The sequence below is a fragment of the Dactylosporangium sp. NPDC000521 genome, assembly GCF_042898305.1.
Taxonomy (GTDB): Bacteria; Actinomycetota; Actinomycetes; order Mycobacteriales; family Micromonosporaceae; genus Dactylosporangium.
Window position 1 is genome coordinate 28337 of the sequence record NZ_JBIAYW010000042.1, and the last position, 18098, is coordinate 46434.

Below are 18098 nucleotides of genomic sequence, written 5' to 3' on the forward strand. Positions count from 1 at the left end.
CGAAGCGGGGGTTACAGGCTGACCGTGCGGCCGCCGAGGGTCACCACGAGGTGGCCGTCGGAGGCGAACGACCAGGCCAGGGCGCCGCTGTAGGTGGCGCAGCGGGAGCCGTTCGTGCCGGTCCAGAACTGGTTGCTGCTGTCGGCGTTGCCGACGGTCTTGTCGTTGGAGCCGCCGCTGCTGAACCGGCAGGACGTGTTGCTCCGGTACGTGTGGGTGCCCGCGTCGAACGAGTAGTTGCGTTCGGCGTTGTCGATGGACAGGTTGCTGGAGATCGTCATCGAGCCGGGGTTGTTGTTGTACGTGAAGCCGTGGTGCCCGTTGTGGTAGGCGATGCTGCGCTGGACGACGTGGTTGACGCCGATGCCCTCGCCGCCGAGCTTGTAGCCGTTGCGGTCGCCGTTGGTGTTGACGGTGCCGTTGCTCAGGGTGCCGTTGTTGTAGGAGAGCGAGTCCTGGATGGTGACCGCGCCGATCGGGCCGGTGTCGGTCTTGGTGTAGAGGTCCCAGCCGTCGTCGATGTTGTTGTGCGAGACGGTGTAGCGGAAGACGTTGCCGGGGCCGCTGGTCAGCTTGGCCGCGAAGCCGTCCGCGTCCTCGCCGTCGGAGTCGGCGTTGTCGTGCGACTCCGAGGAGATGATGAGGTTGTTCGCCGGCCACTGCGACTGCGGGGTGTCGGAGGCGGCGCGGGAGATCTGCAGGCCGCTGTCGCGGTTGAAGCGGGTCACGACCCGTTCGATCGTGTTGTTGCTGCCGCCGACGAAGATCCCGTTGTCGCCGGCGCGCTCGACGACGATGCCGCCGATGTACCAGTAGTTGCCGTTCACGGCGAGCCCGCGGTTCGCCGGGTCCTCGCTCTGCGCGGAGAAGTTCAGCACGGGGGTCTCGCCGGGGTACGCGACGATCCGCTTCGGCGCGCTCGACGTGCCGTTGTTGCCGACCGCGATGGTGACCGTCGAGGACAGGTTGTAGGTGCCGCCGCGCACGGTGATCGTGCCGCCGGCGGTGACCCTGGTGATCGCCGAGGCGAGCGTCGTCGGGCTGGCCTGCGTGCCCGGGTTGCTCGCGCTGCCGTTCGGCGCCACGTACAGCGCGGACGACGGCGGCTGGGACTGCGACGGCGAACTCGAAGGCGAGCCGGAGGGCGAGCGGGACGGGGTCGGTGACACGGTCGCCGTCGGCGTCGGGGTGGTCCCGCCGGTGGTGACGGTGACGTTGTCGAAGTTGGCGCTGGAGTACGCCGTCTGCAGGCCGATCCGGCCCTTCGCGATCGACGTGTTGCTCGCGGACGCGACCTGGGCGCCGTCGACGGAGCCGCTGATGGAGCCGCCGTTGACGGTGATGGCCAGGGTGTACCAGCTGCCGGTGGACACGGTGCGGGAGGCGCTGCCGAGCACCGTCACGGAGCCGCTGTTGACCGCCTGCAGCTGCACCTGGTTGCCGGGCAGCAGCGCGAGCCGGTAGAACGTGGTGGACCCGGTCGACCGGGCGAGCAGGCCGACGAAGCCGCCCGAGCCCAGCGACAGCGGCTTCACCGCGGCCTGCACCGTGTAATTGGTCCAGCCGCTGTCGCCGGCGAAGTCGCGGGCGTTCTCGCTGCCGGCGTTGGACTGCTGCAGCACCTTGCTGCCGTCGGTGACGACGCTCCAGGAGCCGCCGGACTTCGACCAGCCGCTGGTCGAGCCGTCCTCGAACGTCGCGCTGAACGCCGTGTCGGCGAACGCGACCTGCCCGGCCAGCGCCACACCGGTGACCGCGGCCACCGCCGCGGACGCGGCCAGCCAGCGGCGCGCCCGCGGCCGGGTTCGGACTTGTGCACTCATGGTTCCTCCGGAAGACAGACACGCACGCGCGACGGGGCGTGCGGCAGCGCGATCGGCGGCGCTCCCAGGCGGAGGGAGCGGGGCGGATCCGCATCGATGAACGCCACCGTAAGGCAAGCGCTTTCCTGGAGACAAGGCGTGCCGTGTGCAGGTTTGTTGCAGGATGTACCGGGCGGCTTTGCCGCGGAATGTCCGGCGGCCTTGTCGCGGGATGCACCGGCGGCGCTGGGCTCCGCCGCGCGGGCCGCGGAACCTCCGACACGGCTCCGATTCGCCGCCGAACGGGGCAGCAGGCGTGATCCGTTCGCACGATCGCGGGCGGATTTCGCGCTTCCCTAGGCTGCGGGGGTGCCGGACACCGCGCTCGGAATCGACTACGGGACCTCGAGCACGGTGGCCGTCGTCCGCCATGCCGACGGCCGGATCCGGCCGCTGCTGTTCGACTCGTCGCCGCTGCTGCCGTCCGCCGTGTTCGCCAGCTCCGCCGGGCGGCTGCTCGTCGGGCGGGACGCGGAGCACTCCGCGCGGCTCGACCCGGCCCGCTACGAGCCGCACCCCAAGCGGCGCATCGACGAGCTCGACGTGCTGCTCGGCGACCGCGGGGTGCCGGTGCCCGAGCTGATCGCGTCCGTGCTCACCCGGGTCCGCGCCGAGGCCCTGCGTACCCTCGGCGGCCCACCGGCGACGTTGACCATGACGTGCCCCACGACCTGGGGCACCGCCCGCCGGCAGGTGCTCCTGGACGCCGCCCGTCTCGCCGGGCTCCCGGTGCCGGCGCTGGTGGCCGAGCCCGTCGCCGCCGCCACCTACTTCGCCGCGGTCCTCGGCCACGCGGTGGCACCTGGGCAGTGCGTCGTCGTGTACGACCTGGGCGCCGGCACGTTCGACGCGAGCGTCGTGCAGCGCACCGCCGACGGGTTCCGCGACCTGTCCTGCCGCGGCCTGGACGACGTCGGCGGCATCGACCTCGACGCGCTGGTCGTCGCCCACGCGCGGACGGTCGTCGAACCCCGCGCGCCTGAGCTGTGGCAGCGGCTGGCGGCGCCGTCGTCCGCCGCCGACCTGCGCCACACGACCATGCTGTGGACCGACGCGAAGCACCTGCGTGAGGCGCTGTCGCGGGAGTCGTCGGCCAGCCTGTTCATCCCGGCGGCCGACGAGGAGGTGCTGCTGACCCGGCAGCAGTTCGAGACGGCCGCCGAGCCGCTGCTGCGCCGCACCGTCGACCTGGCCCTGACGACGCTGAAGGAGGCCCGCGTGCGGCCCGACGCGGTCGCCGGCTGGTTCCTCGTCGGCGGCGGCACCCGCACCCCGCTCATCGCGACGATGCTGCACCGGGCGACCGGGGTGGCACCGACGGTCCTGGAGGAGCCGCAGCTGGTGGTGGCCGAGGGCGCCCTCCAGCTGGCCGCCCTGGCCGCGGCCGCCCCACCCGCCGCCGCGCCCGCGGCCTTCGGAGCGCCTCCGGTCGCCGCGCCGCCCGTTGCCACGCCGACGCAGGACGCCGCCCCGCCCCCGGAGCCGGTCGTCTCGGCCACGACCGCCACCGCGGCGCCGGTCGACGAGCCGTCCTGGCCGCCGCTGGCGCCCCTCACCGCGCCCGCACCGCCCACGCCCCGGCCCGCGGCCGGGATCGGGGCCGGGTCCGGTGAGCTGTTCGGACTCGTGGCCGCCGGCTTCGCCGTGCTTGTCCTGCTCGTGGCGTACCTGCAGGCCAGCGGCAACGGGTACTGGCTCATCAGCGGCGGCCTGCTCACGGCCGCACTGCTGTGGCGCGGCTGGCGCCTGCGCCGTCCCGGCCCGCGAAGCGTCGACTGGCTGGCGTTCTCCGCGGCGGCGGCCGGCGCTCTCCTGCTGATCGTGTACACCGTCCAGGACATTGCGGGGTGATCTGATGGCCGCCGGCCTGACGTCGTACGAGGTCGCTTCCGCCGCTGCCGCCGTCGCCGCGACCGGCGCCGTCGTCGTGTGGACGGTCCGCTCGGCCCGGCCCGCACCGGTGCACCCACCCACGACCCTGCCGAAGCTCGCGCCCCGGCCCGCCGAGGTCGTCGGTCTCGTCTCGGCGCTGATCGCCGCGGTCGTGGCGTTCGCCCTGCCGCCGGACCAGCCCGTGGAGTCCGTCCAGCAGGTGTCCGCGGTCCTGCTGCTCGCCGCCGCCGCACTCCGCGGCTACCGCATGACCCGGCCCGGCCCGGCCACGCTCGACCGCTTGACCAGAGCCCTGGTCATGGCGCCGGGCTGTGGGCTGCTCGGCGGAGCCGTCGTCGTCGGCCTCTACGACGGCTCCGATGAAGGTGCCTGGTGGTTCCAGTGGCTCGGCGGACTCGCCGCCGCCGGCATCCTCGCGCTGGTGGCGGGCCGCTCCTGGCGGCAGCCGGTCCAGCCGCGGTAGCGCGGGTCAGGCGCGGCGACGCCGGCAGCCGGGGTCGTCGACGAGACCGGCCCTCCACCGCCTCGCCCAGCGCACAGAAGAAGCTCGCCAGGTCGACCACGTCCCGTCCGTCGAGCACCGTCCCCGGTCTCATCGATCCGGAACGCGTATCGCGGCTCGTCCGCCATCACTGCCAACCGGTTGCCTCGCTGTGTCGTTCGGGGTGTGGGTGTGACGCGATCGCGATCAGGTCGGCGACGACTGCGTCGAGCGGCCGGCCGGCGTCCAGTTCATGTGTGCAGGTCGCTCTGAGCAGTGGCTCGACCGTGGCGAGGTCGTCCAGGATCATCGCTCGTTCCACCGGAGACTTCCCGTAGTCGTTCGTCGTTCTGCGCGCGACCCGGTCGAGGATCACGTCAGCGGGGGCACTGAGCAGGACGACCGCGTCGAAACGGTCGTAGAACCTCGACTGGTTCCTCACGCATCCTTGAACGAAGAGTGAGCGGTCATCATCGGAGTCCAGCAGCCCGGTGATCCTCTCCTCGACCCAGAGCCATTCCCCGCGGTGCACCTCGTCGGAGAACTCGGCATACTCGCGATACTCGCGCCAGCCCGGATCATCGGTGTCCACGACGCGATAGCCGCGGCGGCCGAGTTCGCCGAGCGCTGACGACTTGCCCGTGCCCGACATGCCGGTGATCAGGATCTTCGACATCGGGACAACGATACCGGCGGCAGGGCGGGAACCGGAGCGTACAACAACGGCCGCCAATATCGCTGTCCCTGGATCCGGGTCGCCCTATCCCGTACCGTCCGCGATCGAAGAGGCGCATACGCATCTATCGCATCGGGGGAACGAAACCATGCCCAAGGCACGGTTAGCCATGCCGCGCGCTCGTCGCGGCCTGTCCATCGTCATCACCGCCGCCACCGCCACCGCCGGCGCCGGATTCGCTGTCCTCGCCCCACCCGTCGCCCCGGCGAACGCCGCGCCGGCGGCACCGCAGCGTGTCGTCCGGCCGGTCGAGGACGCCGCGGCGCGGGCGCGCGCGACGGGGCGGCCGGTCGAGGTGGCGTCGTCGACCTCGGCGACGCAGCAGACCTTCGCCAACCCGGACGGCACCTTCACCACCAACCTCAACGCGCGGCCGGTGCGCACCAAGCGCGACGGCGCCTGGGTCGGGCTCGACGCGTCCCTGCGCCGCAACGCCGACGGCAGCTACAGCCCGGCCGCCGCCGCGGCGCCGCTGGTCATCTCCGGCGGCGGCAGCGGCGCGTTCGCCACCATGCGCGGCGACGGCGGGCAGCTCGGCCTCAAGTGGCCGGGTAACCTGCCCGCGCCGGCGGTCAGCGGGCCCACCGCCACCTACGCCGGGGTCCTGCCCGGCGTCGACCTCGCGGTCACCGCCACCGAACAGGGCGGGTTCTCCCACGTGCTCGTCATCCACGACGCCACCGCCGCCGCCAACCCGGCGCTGAAGGCGCTGCGCCTGGAGACCGTCGCGTCGGGCGTCACCGTCGAGGCCGGCAAGGACGGCGACCTCACCGCCGTGGACCGCAACGGGCGGCCCGCGTTCACCGCACCGGCGCCCGTCGCCTGGGACTCCGCCACGCCCGCGACGAAGGCGGGCCTGCGCTCGGCTGCGCCGGAGCCGCCGTTCCTCAACGGGGAGCCGACCCGCTCCACGGTCCGCGGGCCGGGCGCCGTCGCCCGGCAGCACCGCGTCGGGGTGAGCGTCGCCGGCGACGCCGTGGTCATCACCCCCGACCCGGCGATGCTGAAGGACCCGTCGATCACGTACCCGCTGTACGTGGACCCGTCGTGGAACCCGAGCCCGGCGGCCGCGTCGCGCAACGCCTGGACGTACGTCAACAGCAACTACAGCACCACCAAATACTGGAACAGCTCCGACTGGGCCCGCGCGGGCTACGCCGGGTGGGAGACCCCGTACTACAAGGCCCGCTCGTTCTTCCAGTTCGGCATCCCGACCAACATCTGGGGCACCAACATCACGAAGGCGACGCTGCAGCTGAAATCGGTGTGGTCGGCGACCAACAACGTGTACAGCTTCGGCATCTACCACACGTGCGGGATCAGCAACCAGACCAGCTGGAGCGCGCAGCCGTGCCAGGGCAACCTCGTGGCGAGCGCGAACCTGCCCGGCAACTGGCGCAGCGACGGCAGCACGAACCCGATGCAGCACGACTTCGACGTCAAGAGCGAGATCGTCGCCGCTGCCGCCGGGCACTGGTCGACCGCCACGCTCGGGCTGTACAACTCGACCGAGACCAACCGTGACGCCTGGCGCAAGTTCGAGAACAACCCGACGATCGCGATCCAGTACAACGCGGTGCCCAACACGCCCGCGAACTACGGCACCAGCCCATCCGTGCCGTGCGGCGGCGGTGGCCAGATCGGCAACACCGCCGTCACGTTCTCGGCGACGGTCAGCGACCCGGACGGCGCGCAGGGGCTGCTCGACGCCGGGTTCACCATCGCCGACAGCACCGCGGGCACCACGGTCGCGACGCCGGTGGTGACGGTCAGCAACAACCAGACGGCGTCGGTCACGCTGCCGGCCAGCAGCTTCACGCACGGCCACGTGTACTCGTGGAACGTCCGCGCCAGCGACGGGCACGACCTGGGGCCGGTCTCGCCGACCTGCTGGTTCAGCGTCAACAAGAACACGCCGGTCGCGCCGGTGGTCACGTCCGCCACGTTCCCGGCCAATGGCACCGGCGCCGCGGTCGGGACCGCGGGCACGTTCACGTTCACCCCGCCGGCCGGCACCGACCCGCCGATCAGCTACATCTACAGCTTCACCGTCGAGCCGCCGGCGGTCATCCCTGGCAGCTACGGGCCGTTCCGCGGCGGCACACTGCTGCCCGCGGCCGGCGGGACGGCACCGACGAGCGTGAGCCTCACGCCGCGGCGCTTCGGCCCCAACGTGCTCTACGTGTACGCGATCAACGGCGCGGGCAACGCGAGCCCGGTGACCGCCTACCGCTTCACGACCGACGCGCCCGCCCAACCAGCCGCGTTCGGCGACTTCACCGGCGACGGCAAGCCTGACGTGATCTCGGTCGGCACGACCTCACGGCCGGGTGCCTGGCTCTACTCCGGGACCGACAACGCCGGCCACCTCGGCGCGCCGGTCCAGGCCGGCGGCCTCGGCACCGGCGGCGCGGGCAGCGTCGGCACCGTCGCGGACTGGACCGGCAGCAGCGTCGGCGCCCTCGACCTGACCGGCGACGGCGCCCAGGACCTGCTGGTCAGGCTGCCCCGCAGTGACGCCGACGGCAACGTCGAGGTCATCCCCGCGTACGGCGACGGTGCCGTCTTCGCCCCCGCGGAGCGCATCAAGCTGCTGCTGCCGAGGATCGACGGCGGGCAGGGCAACCAGGTCGTCGACCAGATCGCCGCCTCGGTGCTGCCGAGCATCACCGGCTCGCCGCTGCCCGACCTGTACGCGATCGTCGGCGACGCGCTGTACGTCTACCCGCCCGGCTTCCCGCCCGGCGCCTTCGAGAGCCCGATCCTGCTGAGCACCGACTGGACCGGCAAGACGATCACCGCGGCGCTCAACGGCACCGAACCGGCGCTGTTCGTCCGCACCGACGCCACCGGCAAGGTCGACCTCGTCACCGGCGATACCGGCAACGGCGTCTACGCCGGTGCGACCGGCAGCACGACCGCCACCTACTCCGCCACCGGGTTCCCCGCGGCGACGTACCCGGTCGTCACCGGCGCGGACATCAACCGCGACGGCAGGCCGGACCTGTGGAGCGACGTGCGGCGCGCCGCCATCAACGCCAACCTCAACACCGGCTCCGGTGCGTTCGCCGCGCCGGTGGCCAACACCGCCGGGAGCACCGGCCTGCTGCACTCCGGGCTGGCCGGCAAGTGCCTGGACAACTCGTTCGGCAACAGCGCCAACACCAACAAGCTGACGTCGTACGCCTGCAACCTCGGCGCGAACACCCAGCTGTGGACCGTCCCCGGCGACGGCACGCTGCGCATCCTGGGCAAGTGCGCCGACGTGTCCAGCTACGGCACCACCAACGGCAGCCAGGTGTGGCTCTACGACTGCAACCTCACCGCCAACCAGATCTGGCAGCCGGGCCCGAACAACAGCCTGGTCAACCCGGTCTCCGGGCGCTGCCTCGACACGTCGCTGACGGCACCGGACGCCGTGATGCAGCTGTGGGACTGCAACGGCGGCGCCAACCAGTCCTGGACCCTCGACGGCACCGGCATCGGCATCGTCCGCTCTGGCTACGCCGGCAAGTGCCTGGACAACGCCGGCGGCGCCGCCACCAACGGCAACGCCGTGCAGATCTTCGACTGCCACGGCGCGCCGCTGCCCCAGGTCTGGAAGCTGTTCCCCGACGGCATGCTGCGCAACGCCACCTCGATGTGCCTGGACATCAGCGGCTACGGCACCACCAACGGCTCCAAGGTGTGGCTCTACACCTGCAACGGCACCGCCAACCAGATCTGGCAGCTCGGCCCGAACAACACCCTGATCAACCCGGTCTCGGGCCGCTGCCTGGACCTGCCCAACGGCAACACGGCCAACGGCACCGCCCTGCAGATCTGGGACTGTGCCGGCAACACCGCCCAGCAGTGGGTCCTGCCGCAGTAGTGACAGCGGTGGTGCGGCCGGCCCGGCGACGGTCCGGCCGCACCGCCGTCAGGCCGCGGGTGCCGGCGACAACGGCCGCACGCCGACCCGCTCCGTCTCGTTGATGACGTCCCACAGGATGCGCGGGGCCTTCGCGCCCTGGACGGTCGTGACCGTCTTGCGGTGGCTGCCGCGGTAGGACACCGTCACCCGGTAGCTGTAACGGTCGCAGCAGGGGTTCTGCGGCTGGTACGAGTTGCGCAGCCACCTGAACTTCCAGCTCCCGGCCATCCGCAGCACGGGCCTGCCGCCGACCGTCGTGCGGTCCACGACGAACGAGTCCTGCTGCCCCGCGAAGCCGCCCGACCGGTCCAGCACGATCTTGGTGACGGAGCCGAACGGCACCGGTGCGGCCGCGGCGGGCGCGGCCGGTGCGAGCGCCGCGACCCCGCAGGCCGCGACCAGCGTCACGATGGTGTTGCGGGCGATGCGTCCCATGGTGTCTCCCCCGTGTCCGGCGTCGCCGTCGACGCCTCCTCCACCCGAGGACACCACGGACCCCTCTCCGGCAATGCCCTAAATGCCGGAAATAGGCCTTCCGTGCCGCACGCCCGGCCATCCGGGCGACCCGTAGGTGGTCCGGATCCGGGGGCTGCCCGGGGCGCTCCCCGATGCCCGGACACCCTCCAGGACGCGACAGTTGAACGGTCGAACACGAGCGAAGGAGAAACGAGATGGAGACCGTTCACGGCACGATGCGTCAGCACGACCTGGTGCGGCCGGTGCAGGGACGGGTGCTCGGCGGTGTCTGCGCCGGGCTGGGGCGGCGCTTCGGCATCGACCCGTGGCCGGCCCGGCTGCTGTTCGGGCTGGTCCTGCTGGCGATTCCCGGCACGCAGATCCTCGCCTACCCGATCCTGTGGATCCTCATGCCGGCCGAGGCCGCGCCGAAGCTCGCCGAGCCGAGGCTCGCCGAGCCGGAGCCGACCCTGACGAGCGTCTGACCGCCGCCACGGCGGGCCGAGCGGATCGCGCACGGACACTCCCCCAGCGGTCGGCCGCCGGGAACCCGGCGCCCCGCGACCGGTATCAGCGGATCACCCGGCCGTGCGGCCGCGCAGCGGGGCCAGCGCACCCGTCCAGCGCACCAGCTCGTCGAGCATCGCGGCGGCGCTGGTCTCCATGACCTCGTTGGGGCGCAACGTGCCGTCCTCGTCCACGAACTGGGCGACGAACGGGATCTGCACGCCCTCGGGGACCGGCATCATCTTCAGGACGGTCAGCACCGGCTTCAGCGCCTGCACGGCGCGGGTGCCGGCCGCGACGCCGCCGTAGCTGACCAGGCCGACAGGCTTGTGGGCCCACTCCTGGGAGAGGTAGTCGATCGCGTTCTTCAGCGGCGCGGTGTAGCCGTGGTTGTACTCGGGCATGACGATCACGAAGGCGTCGGCCCGGTCGACGGTCGCGCTCCAGTCGAGGGTGTGCTGGTGTTCGTAGCGGCGCAGCCGCGGGTGGTTTGGCTCGTCCATGGGCGGCAGGTTCAGCTCGGCGAGGTCGACGAGCTCCACCTGCTCGAAGCCGCCGTGCTTGACCGCCGCCGTGTGGATCCACTCGGCGACCGGCAGGCCGACCCGCCCCGGGCGGGTGCTGGCGATGATGATCTGCAGGGTGTGCACGGTTCTCCCTCGGTCACTTTGCTGACGTGTCAGCAACCGTAGCCCGGTTTTGCTGACGTGTCAGCATCCATCGGTACGATGTGACATATGACCGAACCGCGGTGGCTGGACCGGGACGAGGAGCGCATGTGGCTGGCGTTCCTGCGGATGCGCCGGACGCTCGACGTGGCGATCGACGGGCAGCTCGCCGAGGCGGGCCTGTCCGCCGCCGACTATGACGTGCTCGCGCCGCTGTCCGAGAGCGACGGGCAGGCGCTGCGCGTGCGGGACCTGGCCGCGGGCATCGGCTGGGACCGCAGCCGGATCGCCCACCACCTGCGGCGGATGGAGCAGCGCGGCCTCGTCGCACGGTCCGAGTGCCGCACCGACGGGCGCGGCACGATGGTCAGGCTCACCGAGCAGGGGCGCGCGATGATCAACGCCGCCGCGCCCGGGCACGTGGAGACGGTCCGGCGGGTCCTGTTCGACCAGCTGGACCCCGAGGACCTGGTCCGGCTCACCGCGATCGCCGAGCGGGTCGTCAAGGTCGCCGGTTCGGCCGGCACCGCCCGCACCGGCGGCCCGGCCTGAGCGCTCCCGCCCTGACACCGGCGCTGACACCGGGCCCGACCTGCTCAGGTCGGCCGCTCGCACGCCGATGACGTCAAAGTGGGGGTCGGCGTGCTGGGGCGGCTCGGTGAGCAGGCGCGGTTGCGGCTGCTCGCTCAGGCGTTCGAACGCGGCATGGCGGCGAAGGCGGTCGCCGCGCTCGACGAGGGTGCGCTGGGCGACCTGGTCGAGGTGAACGCCGCCCTGTGCGACCTCGTCGGATACGGCCGCGACGAGCTGCTCGGACGGTCCTGCACCGTCCTGTTCGGCGCCGCGGACCGGCCGCCGGTCGTGGAGGCGCTGGCGGCCCTGGCCCGGCACGAGCTGCGTGACCTGGTGCTCGACGGGCAGCTGCGCAGGCAGGACGGCGGGCGGGTGCCGGTCACGATCCGGGCCACGGTGATCCATGACGCGCTCGGCGGGCCGCACGTGGCCGCCGAGTTCGCCGCACGAACCACACCGGCCACGGCAACGGCCACCGCAACCCCTGCTCCCGGCGGTCACAGCGAGGCGCTGCTCGACGCGATCGTGTCCGCCACCCCCGACCTGTTGCTGGTGAGCACGCCCGAGGGGCGGGTGGTGCGGGCGAACGCCTCGTGGGAGCGGCTGTTCGGCTGGAGCGAGGCCGACCTGCAGGGCATGGACGTCACCACACTGATCCACCCGGACGACGTCGCCTCCGGCGTGGCGGCGGCCCAGGCGGCCGCGGCCGGCGGCAGGCCCGCCGCCGGGTTGCGCAACCGCTACCGGACCCGCGGCGGCGACTACCTGTGGCTGCAGTGGAACGGTGCCGAGCTGCCCGGCCAGGATCTCGTCGTCGGCATCGCCCGGGACGTGACCGCGGCCGTCGAGGCGCAGCGGCGCGCCGAGCGGGAGACGGCGCGGCTGCGCACGACGATCGCCGTGCAGCGGGAGGTGACCGCCGCCGCCGACGACCGGGCCACCGTGCTGCGGCTGATGGCGGAACGGACACTGCAGGTGATCCCCGGCGGCGACGCCGCCGTCGTCGCGCTGCTCGACGCCGACGGGGCGGCGCTGCAGGTCGCGGCCGCGACCGGCACGGCCGGCGCCGACGAGCCGCGGATGCCGGTGAACGGGTCGCTGTCCGGGCTGGCGATCCTGACCGGGTCGACGCTGCGCTGCGACGACACCCGCGCCGACGAGCGGATCACGCCCGCGGTGGGCGTGGCCGTCGGCGTCCGGTCGCTGATTGTGGCGCCGCTGCTCGGCGTCTCCGGCCCGCTCGGGGCGCTGGTGGTGAGCAGCCCGGCGCCCGGGGCGTTCAACGACGCCGACGAGCAGCAGCTGACCCTGCTCGCCGACGCGCTCACCGGGGCGCTGCGCCATGCCGACGACGCGGCACGCAACCAGGCGCTGCTGCGCGCGACGACCGCCGCGAACGCGCAGCTGCAGGCGCAGCGCGGGGAGGCCCTCGCCGCCGTGGAACGGCTCGAGCACAGCGAGCGGCGCTTCGCCGACGTGTTCGACCACAGCCCGGTCGCGAAGGTCGTCGTCGCGCTGCGCGGCGCGGACCGCGGCCGGATCACCCTGGCCAACCCGGCGTTCGCGCGGCTGCTCGGGTACACCGCCGACGAGGCCGCCGCGCTGACGGTCATCGACCTGCTCGCCGAACCTTCGGCGGCCCTCGAACAGGCGCTGACGGCGCTCGCCGACGGCCGGGCGAGCCGCACCGTGCGCCAGTCGGTCCTGCGCCACCGCGACGGACACCGGGTCGATGTCGCCACGCACACGTCGGTCATCACCGACGCCCGCGGGCCGGTGTCCGCGGTGCTGCAGATGCTCGACGTCAGCGCCGACCGGGCCGCGGCACGCGCGACGGAACGGGAGTTCCAGCGCCTGCGTGACACGCTGCTCGTGCAGCGGGAGGTGACCGCGGCCGCCGCCGACCGCGACGGCGCGATCCGGGTCGTCGCGGACCGCGCGGTCCAGTTGTTCCCGGCCGCGGACGGCGCGGTCGTCGAGCTTCTCGACGGTGACGCGCTGTACTACGCCGCGGCCTCCGGCACGCTCCACCGGTCGCTGGGCACCCGGGTGCCGGTCGTCGGCTCGCTCAGCGGCACCGTCCTGGCCACCGGCGCCCCCGCCGCGTGCGCCGACACCAGCGACGACCCGCGGGTCAACCGGGACACGTGCGCCCGGCTCGGCATCGCCTCCATGCTCATCGCACCGCTGCTCGCCGGCGACACGGTCATCGGCGCGCTGAAGGTCGCCGCGACCCGCCCGGGCGCCTTCGACGACACCGACGAGCAGCAGCTGGCGCTGCTCGCTGACAGTCTCAGTTCGGCGCTGCGCCACGCGGACGACGCCGCGCACAGCGCGGACCTGCTCGCCGAACGCACCCGCGCCCTCGCCGCGCTGGAGGCCAGCGAGACCCGGTTCAAGCTCGCGTTCGACAACTCCCCGCTCGGCGTCGTCCTGGCCAGCCTCGACCCCGGCCAGGTCGGCCGGTACCTGCACGCCAACGCGGCCATGGCCGCCATCACCGGCTACAGCACCGCCGAGCTGATGACGATGACGTTCCGGGACCTGCAGCACCCTGACGACCTGGCCAGCACGGACGGGCTCACCGCCCAGCTGATGTCCGGCGAGCGCGAGACGCTCATGGTCGAACGCCGGTACCGGCACAAGGACGGCCACACCATCTGGGCCAACGTGCACGTCGCGATCGTCCGCGAGGACGGCACGCCGCGCTACCTGGTCAACCAGGTCGAGGACATCACCCAGCGCCGGGCCGAGCTCGCCCAGCTGCACCGCCAGGCGACGCTGCTGCAGCTGATCCCCGCGGCCGTCATCGTGCGCGGCCTCGACGGGCGCATCCTGTGGTGGAACCAGGGCGCGGAGGACCTCTACGGGTGGCCCCTCACCGCCGCCACCGGCGAGGTCACCCACGACCTGCTGGCGACCGGCTTCCCCGACGGCGGCACCGAGGCCGACCAGACCGCCGCCCTGCTGCGGGAGGGCCGCTGGGAGGGCCAGCTCGAGCACGTGACCGCGGCCGGCCGTACCGTCATCGTCCTCAGCCGGCAGATCCTGCAGCACGACGACCAGCCAGGACTCGCCGGGACCGTGCTGGAGGTCAACACCGACGTCACCGCCGAACGCGCCGCCGAGGACGCTCTCGCCGCGAGCGAGGCCCGCTTCCGGGCCCAGTTCCACAACTCCGCCGTCGGCCAGATCGTGCGCAACCTCGACGGCAGCCTCGCCGACGTCAACCCGGCCTACGCCGCCATGCTCGGCTACGCCCCGGGGCAGCTCATCGGCACCAGCAGCATGCACAAGCTGCACCCGGACGACCTGCCGACCGCGGCCGCCGCCATCGAGGACCTTCTCGCGGGCCGGGCCGGCGCGTTCACGATGGAAGGCCGGCTCCGGCACGCCGCCGGGCACTGGGTCGACATCGAGGCCACCATCACGCTCGTCCGCGACCCCGACGGCCGGCCGGACCACTTCATCGGCGTCGTCACCGACACCACCCGCCGCCGCGCCGCCGAACGGGCCCGGGACGCCGCCGCCACCGAGCTCGCCGACCGCAACACCGAGCTGGAGGACGCCAACCGGCTCAAGCTCGACCTCATCGGCATGCTCGGGCACGAGATCGGCAACCCGCTCGCCGCGATCCTCGGCTACACCGAGATCTTCACCGACGACTGGGCCGCCCTCGACGACGCCCGCAAGGCGAAGATCATCACCGGGATCTCGCGGCAGGCGCACCGCCTCGACGACATCGTGCAGGAGGTCCTCACGATGGTGCGCATCGACGCCGGCGCCATCCACGCCCACCGCGAGCCGGTGCGGCTGCACGAGCAGATCCAGACCGCGCTCACCGTCGCCGGCACCGACATCCCGGTCCTCGGGCCTTCCGTCGGCGCGCTGGTCAACGCCGGTCACCTCCAGCACATCCTCACCAACCTGATCTCCAACGCCGGCAAGTACGGCGGCGGTGCCACCGCCGTGCGCGTCGTCGACCCCGGCGGCGGGCGCGTCCAGGTCCGGGTGGAGGACGAGGGGCCGGGCGTGCCCGAGGAGTTCCGCGACCGGCTGTTCGGGCGGCTCGCCCGCGCCGACCGCGACGCCAGCCGGGTCAAGGGCACCGGCCTGGGCCTCTACATCGTGCACAGCCTCGTGCACGCCAACGGCGGCAACGTCCACCACGAGCCCAACCCCGCCGGCGGGTCCGTGTTCGTCGTCACCCTCGACGCCGCCGCCTGACCCCCGTCCGGCCCCGGCCCGGGGCGTTGCTCAGTCTCCTGGTCTGATCCCGTCCCGCTCGGCCTCGGCCGGCACCTCGAGCAGGTCGAGCAGCCCGGTGATCTCCAGGACCTGCCGCACGATCTGCGTCGGGCCGACGACGAGCATCCGGCCGCCGTGGCGCTCCACGTACTGGCGGAACATCAGCAGGCAGCGGATGCCCTGCGAGCCGAGCAGCCGCACCTCGGCGATGTCGACGGCGACGTCGGCCTGCGGGGCGAGCCTCAACGTGTCGGCGCCCGCGATCAGCAGCGACACCGCCGTCGGCGTGTCCAGGTCACCGGCGACCAGCAGCCGGTGGCACCGCTCACCGGGCGCCGCGGCGACGACCTGCACGTGCAGGTGGTCGGAGGCGGAGACGAACGTGGTGGGTGCGCGCTGATCGTCCATCCGGGGAAGCCCCCTCGCGGTGACGTCGGCGACTGCTCCCACGTGGTTGAAGGACATGACCGCCAAACCGACACTACAGCACGAGGGCGCCCGCCGCGCTCGACAGCTGGTATCGAGGACCGTCACCACCCCGGAACGCCGGGTGACGTCCTGGCCTGGGTGACTTCGCGGGCCGGGCCGTACGCGTGCCGCATCGACGACCGGTCCACGTCGTCCGGTCCTTCGTACACGCGGCAAAGCTCAGGCAGCCTGCAGGCGCAGGACGGTCCAGGAGACCGGTGGCAGGGTGATCCGTACGCCGTCGTCGTCGGCCGCCGCCGAGGGGTTCGGGTGCGGCAGGACCGGCGTCGGGTCGTCGGCCGTCGCGGACCGGGTGTGGTCGGGGTCGGACAGGGTCAGCGCCTCCACGACCCGCAGGCTGCGGAAGCCGCGCGGATGGAGGGTCAGCGCGACCGGCTCCGACACCGACCGGTTGACGGCGAACAGGACCAGGCCGCCTGCCGAAGGCTCATACGTGGCGACGGCGTCGACGGCAGGGACCGGGCCGAAACGGGTCGTGTCGTGGACCGGGGCGTCGATCGCGGCCCGGAGGACCTCGCCGGCGGCGTGCCGGGCGGTCAGGGCGAACGGGTGGAACGTGGTCTGCCGCCAGGACCGGCCGCCGGGCTCGGTCATGATCGGGGCGATGACGTTCACGAGCTGGGCGAGCGACGCCGCGTGGACGCGGTCGGTGTGCCGCAGCAGCGAGATGAGCAGGCTGCCGACGACGACGGCGTCGGCGACGTTGTAGCGGTCCTCCAGCAGCACCGGGGCGACCGGCCAGTCGTCGCCGGTCGGCGGGCGGGACTCGGCGCGGTCGACGTACCAGACGTTCCACTCGTCGAACGAGAGGTGGATGCGCCTGGTGGCCTTGCGGGCGGCACGGACCGCGTCGGCGGTGGCGACGACCGAGTCGATGAAGTGGTCCATGTCGACGGCGGAGGCGAGGAACGAGGCGAGGTCGCCGTCCTCCTCGCAGTAGTAGGCGTGCGCCGAGACCAGGTCGACGACGTCGTACGTTTCGCTGAGCACGACGCGTTCCCACTCGCCGAACGTGGGCATGCCGGAGCCTGACGAACCGCACACGATCAGTTCCAGGTCGGGCTGGATCTGCCGCATGGCGCGCGCGGTCTCGGCGGCGAGCCGCCCGTACTCGTGGGCCGTCTTGTGCCCGGTCTGCCAAGGGCCGTCCATCTCGTTGCCCAGGCACCACATCCGGATGCCGTGCGGCTCCTCGGCGCCGTTCGCCCGCCGCCGGTCCGACCACGCCGTGCCGCCGCGGATGTTGCAGTACTCGAGGAGGTCCAGCGCCTCCTGGATGCCCCGGGTGCCAAGGTTGACCGCCATCATCGGTTCGACGCCCGCCTTGCGCGCCCAGCGGACGAACTCGTCGACACCGACGGTGTTCGGCTCGGTCGAGTGCCAGGCCAGGTCGAGCCGGGCCGGACGCTGCGGCCGCGGGCCGATGCCGTCCTCCCACCGGTACCCGGACACGAAGTTCCCGCCCGGGTAGCGCACGATGCTGACGCCGAGCTCGCGGACCAGCTCGACGACGTCGCCGCGGAAGCCGTCCGCGTCGGCGGTCGGGTGCCCCGGGTCGTGCAGGCCGGTGTAGACGCACCGGCCGAGGTGCTCGACGAACGAGCCGAACGTCCGCCGGCGCACCGGCCCGACGACGAAGGCCCGGTCGACGGTGACGCTCGCGAGCAGCATGCGGACCTCCTCAGCAGAGGTGGCCGTGCGGAAAGCCGCACGGCCACCGTTCACCGAAAGAAACTAGCTGAGACTGAACCGCTGGTTGGCCTGGCCGTTGCAGTCGTAGATCTGGACCTGCTGGCCGTTGGCGGTGCCCCAGACGTCGAGGCAGCGGCCGGACTGCACGCCGCTGATGGTGCCGTTGCTGTTGACGTTCCACTGCTGGTTGGCCTGGCCGTTGCAGCTGTAGATCTGCACGGCCGAGCCGTTGCCGGACCCGGCGGCGTCCAGGCACATGTTGCCGTACACGGTCAGCTGGCGGCTCGACGTGTACGTCCACTGCTGGTTGGTCTGGCCGTGGCAGTCGTACAGCTGCACGCGCGTGCCGTTGGTGCGGGAGGAGTTCGGCACGTCGATGCACCGGCCGGACTGGGCACCGACGATCCGCTTCGCGCCGCTGGGCGGCGGAGTGGTGGACGACGAGGACTGCCCGCCGGTGGGTGAGGTGGGGCCGGGGCCAGGGCCGTTGAGGGCGTTGAGGACCGAGGTGTACGCGGCCTTCTTGTTGCCGCCGCCGTCGAACAGCAGCGGGCTCTCGTTGGACCGCCACGAGTCGCTG

General features: G+C 72.7%; 13 protein-coding genes. 6 read left to right on the forward strand and 7 right to left on the reverse strand.

All coding sequences use genetic code 11. From position 1 onward, the window contains the following. Positions 1-11 precede the first annotated feature (11 nt). Positions 12-1823: a family 16 glycoside hydrolase gene (locus ACFY3L_RS53115; protein WP_389343130.1), complete on the reverse strand. Its 1812-nt coding sequence runs from the start codon at positions 1821-1823 to the stop codon at positions 12-14. A gap of 348 nt (positions 1824-2171) precedes the next feature. Between ACFY3L_RS53115 and ACFY3L_RS53120 the strand changes: the two genes are divergently transcribed. Beyond that, a complete protein-coding gene (locus ACFY3L_RS53120) occupies positions 2172-3713 on the forward strand; it encodes an Hsp70 family protein (protein WP_389343133.1) in 1542 nt (513 codons plus the stop codon). Positions 3714-3717: 4 nt separating this feature from the next. Further along, positions 3718-4218: a hypothetical protein gene (locus ACFY3L_RS53125; protein ID WP_389343136.1), complete on the forward strand. Its 501-nt coding sequence runs from the start codon at positions 3718-3720 to the stop codon at positions 4216-4218. Between the two features lie 166 nt (positions 4219-4384). Here the strand turns inward: ACFY3L_RS53125 and ACFY3L_RS53130 are convergent, their stop codons facing one another. Next, positions 4385-4912: an AAA family ATPase gene (locus ACFY3L_RS53130; protein ID WP_389343139.1), complete on the reverse strand. Its 528-nt coding sequence runs from the start codon at positions 4910-4912 to the stop codon at positions 4385-4387. Between the two features lie 169 nt (positions 4913-5081). On the opposite strand from ACFY3L_RS53130, the gene ACFY3L_RS53135 reads away from it, so the two are divergent. Beyond that, positions 5082-8843: a ricin-type beta-trefoil lectin domain protein gene (locus ACFY3L_RS53135; protein ID WP_389343142.1), complete on the forward strand. Its 3762-nt coding sequence runs from the start codon at positions 5082-5084 to the stop codon at positions 8841-8843. A 48-nt stretch (positions 8844-8891) separates the two neighbouring features. Here ACFY3L_RS53135 and ACFY3L_RS53140 read toward each other — a convergent pair whose 3' ends face one another. Then, the gene (locus tag ACFY3L_RS53140) at positions 8892-9320 is read right to left on the reverse strand and encodes a hypothetical protein (protein WP_389343150.1); all 429 of its coding nucleotides are present in this window, start codon (positions 9318-9320) and stop codon (positions 8892-8894) included. Between the two features lie 236 nt (positions 9321-9556). Between ACFY3L_RS53140 and ACFY3L_RS53145 the strand changes: the two genes are divergently transcribed. Further along, positions 9557-9826: a PspC domain-containing protein gene (locus ACFY3L_RS53145; protein ID WP_389343153.1), complete on the forward strand. Its 270-nt coding sequence runs from the start codon at positions 9557-9559 to the stop codon at positions 9824-9826. 93 nt (positions 9827-9919) lie between these two features. On the opposite strand, the gene ACFY3L_RS53150 is transcribed toward ACFY3L_RS53145, so the two are convergent. Then, a complete protein-coding gene (locus ACFY3L_RS53150) occupies positions 9920-10498 on the reverse strand; it encodes an NADPH-dependent FMN reductase (RefSeq protein ID WP_389343156.1) in 579 nt (192 codons plus the stop codon). Between the two features lie 87 nt (positions 10499-10585). Here ACFY3L_RS53150 and ACFY3L_RS53155 point away from each other — a divergent pair, with 87 nt between their 5' ends. Both ACFY3L_RS53155 and ACFY3L_RS53160 read left to right on the forward strand, forming a co-directional pair. After that, the gene (locus ACFY3L_RS53155; protein WP_389343159.1) at positions 10586-11068 is read left to right on the forward strand and encodes a MarR family winged helix-turn-helix transcriptional regulator; all 483 of its coding nucleotides are present in this window, start codon (positions 10586-10588) and stop codon (positions 11066-11068) included. 78 nt (positions 11069-11146) lie between these two features. Then, positions 11147-15316 (forward strand): PAS domain S-box protein, encoded by a 4170-nt coding sequence (locus ACFY3L_RS53160; protein WP_389343162.1) that lies wholly within the window; start codon positions 11147-11149, stop codon positions 15314-15316. A 30-nt stretch (positions 15317-15346) separates the two neighbouring features. Here the strand turns inward: ACFY3L_RS53160 and ACFY3L_RS53165 are convergent, their stop codons facing one another. The 3 genes from ACFY3L_RS53165 to ACFY3L_RS53175 form a co-directional block, all read right to left on the reverse strand. Continuing rightward, complete coding sequence (locus ACFY3L_RS53165) at positions 15347-15745, reverse strand: STAS domain-containing protein (RefSeq protein WP_389343165.1); 399 nt, start codon at positions 15743-15745, stop codon at positions 15347-15349. Between the two features lie 240 nt (positions 15746-15985). After that, positions 15986-17497, reverse strand: coding sequence for an alpha-N-arabinofuranosidase (locus ACFY3L_RS53170; protein ID WP_389343168.1), 1512 nt, complete (start codon positions 17495-17497; stop codon positions 15986-15988). 63 nt (positions 17498-17560) lie between these two features. Then, positions 17561-18098, reverse strand: a 538-nt coding sequence (locus ACFY3L_RS53175; RefSeq protein ID WP_389343171.1) for a ricin-type beta-trefoil lectin domain protein, incomplete at its 5' end; no start/stop codon positions are given.

Excerpts from the sequence above, each read along its gene's own strand:
- ACFY3L_RS53135 (WP_389343142.1), top strand. The coding sequence starts at position 5,082 with ATGCCGCGCGCTCGTCGCGGCCTGTCCATCGTCATCACCGCCGCCACC.
- ACFY3L_RS53155 (WP_389343159.1), top strand. The coding sequence starts at position 10,586 with ATGACCGAACCGCGGTGGCTGGACCGGGACGAGGAGCGCATGTGGCTG.
- ACFY3L_RS53130 (WP_389343139.1), bottom strand. The coding sequence starts at position 4,912 with ATGTCGAAGATCCTGATCACCGGCATGTCGGGCACGGGCAAGTCGTCA.
- ACFY3L_RS53140 (WP_389343150.1), bottom strand. The coding sequence starts at position 9,320 with ATGGGACGCATCGCCCGCAACACCATCGTGACGCTGGTCGCGGCCTGC.
- ACFY3L_RS53125 (WP_389343136.1), top strand. The coding sequence starts at position 3,718 with ATGGCCGCCGGCCTGACGTCGTACGAGGTCGCTTCCGCCGCTGCCGCC.
- ACFY3L_RS53170 (WP_389343168.1), bottom strand. The coding sequence starts at position 17,497 with ATGCTGCTCGCGAGCGTCACCGTCGACCGGGCCTTCGTCGTCGGGCCG.
- ACFY3L_RS53145 (WP_389343153.1), top strand. The coding sequence starts at position 9,557 with ATGGAGACCGTTCACGGCACGATGCGTCAGCACGACCTGGTGCGGCCG.
- ACFY3L_RS53115 (WP_389343130.1), bottom strand. The coding sequence starts at position 1,823 with ATGAGTGCACAAGTCCGAACCCGGCCGCGGGCGCGCCGCTGGCTGGCC.
- ACFY3L_RS53165 (WP_389343165.1), bottom strand. The coding sequence starts at position 15,745 with ATGGACGATCAGCGCGCACCCACCACGTTCGTCTCCGCCTCCGACCAC.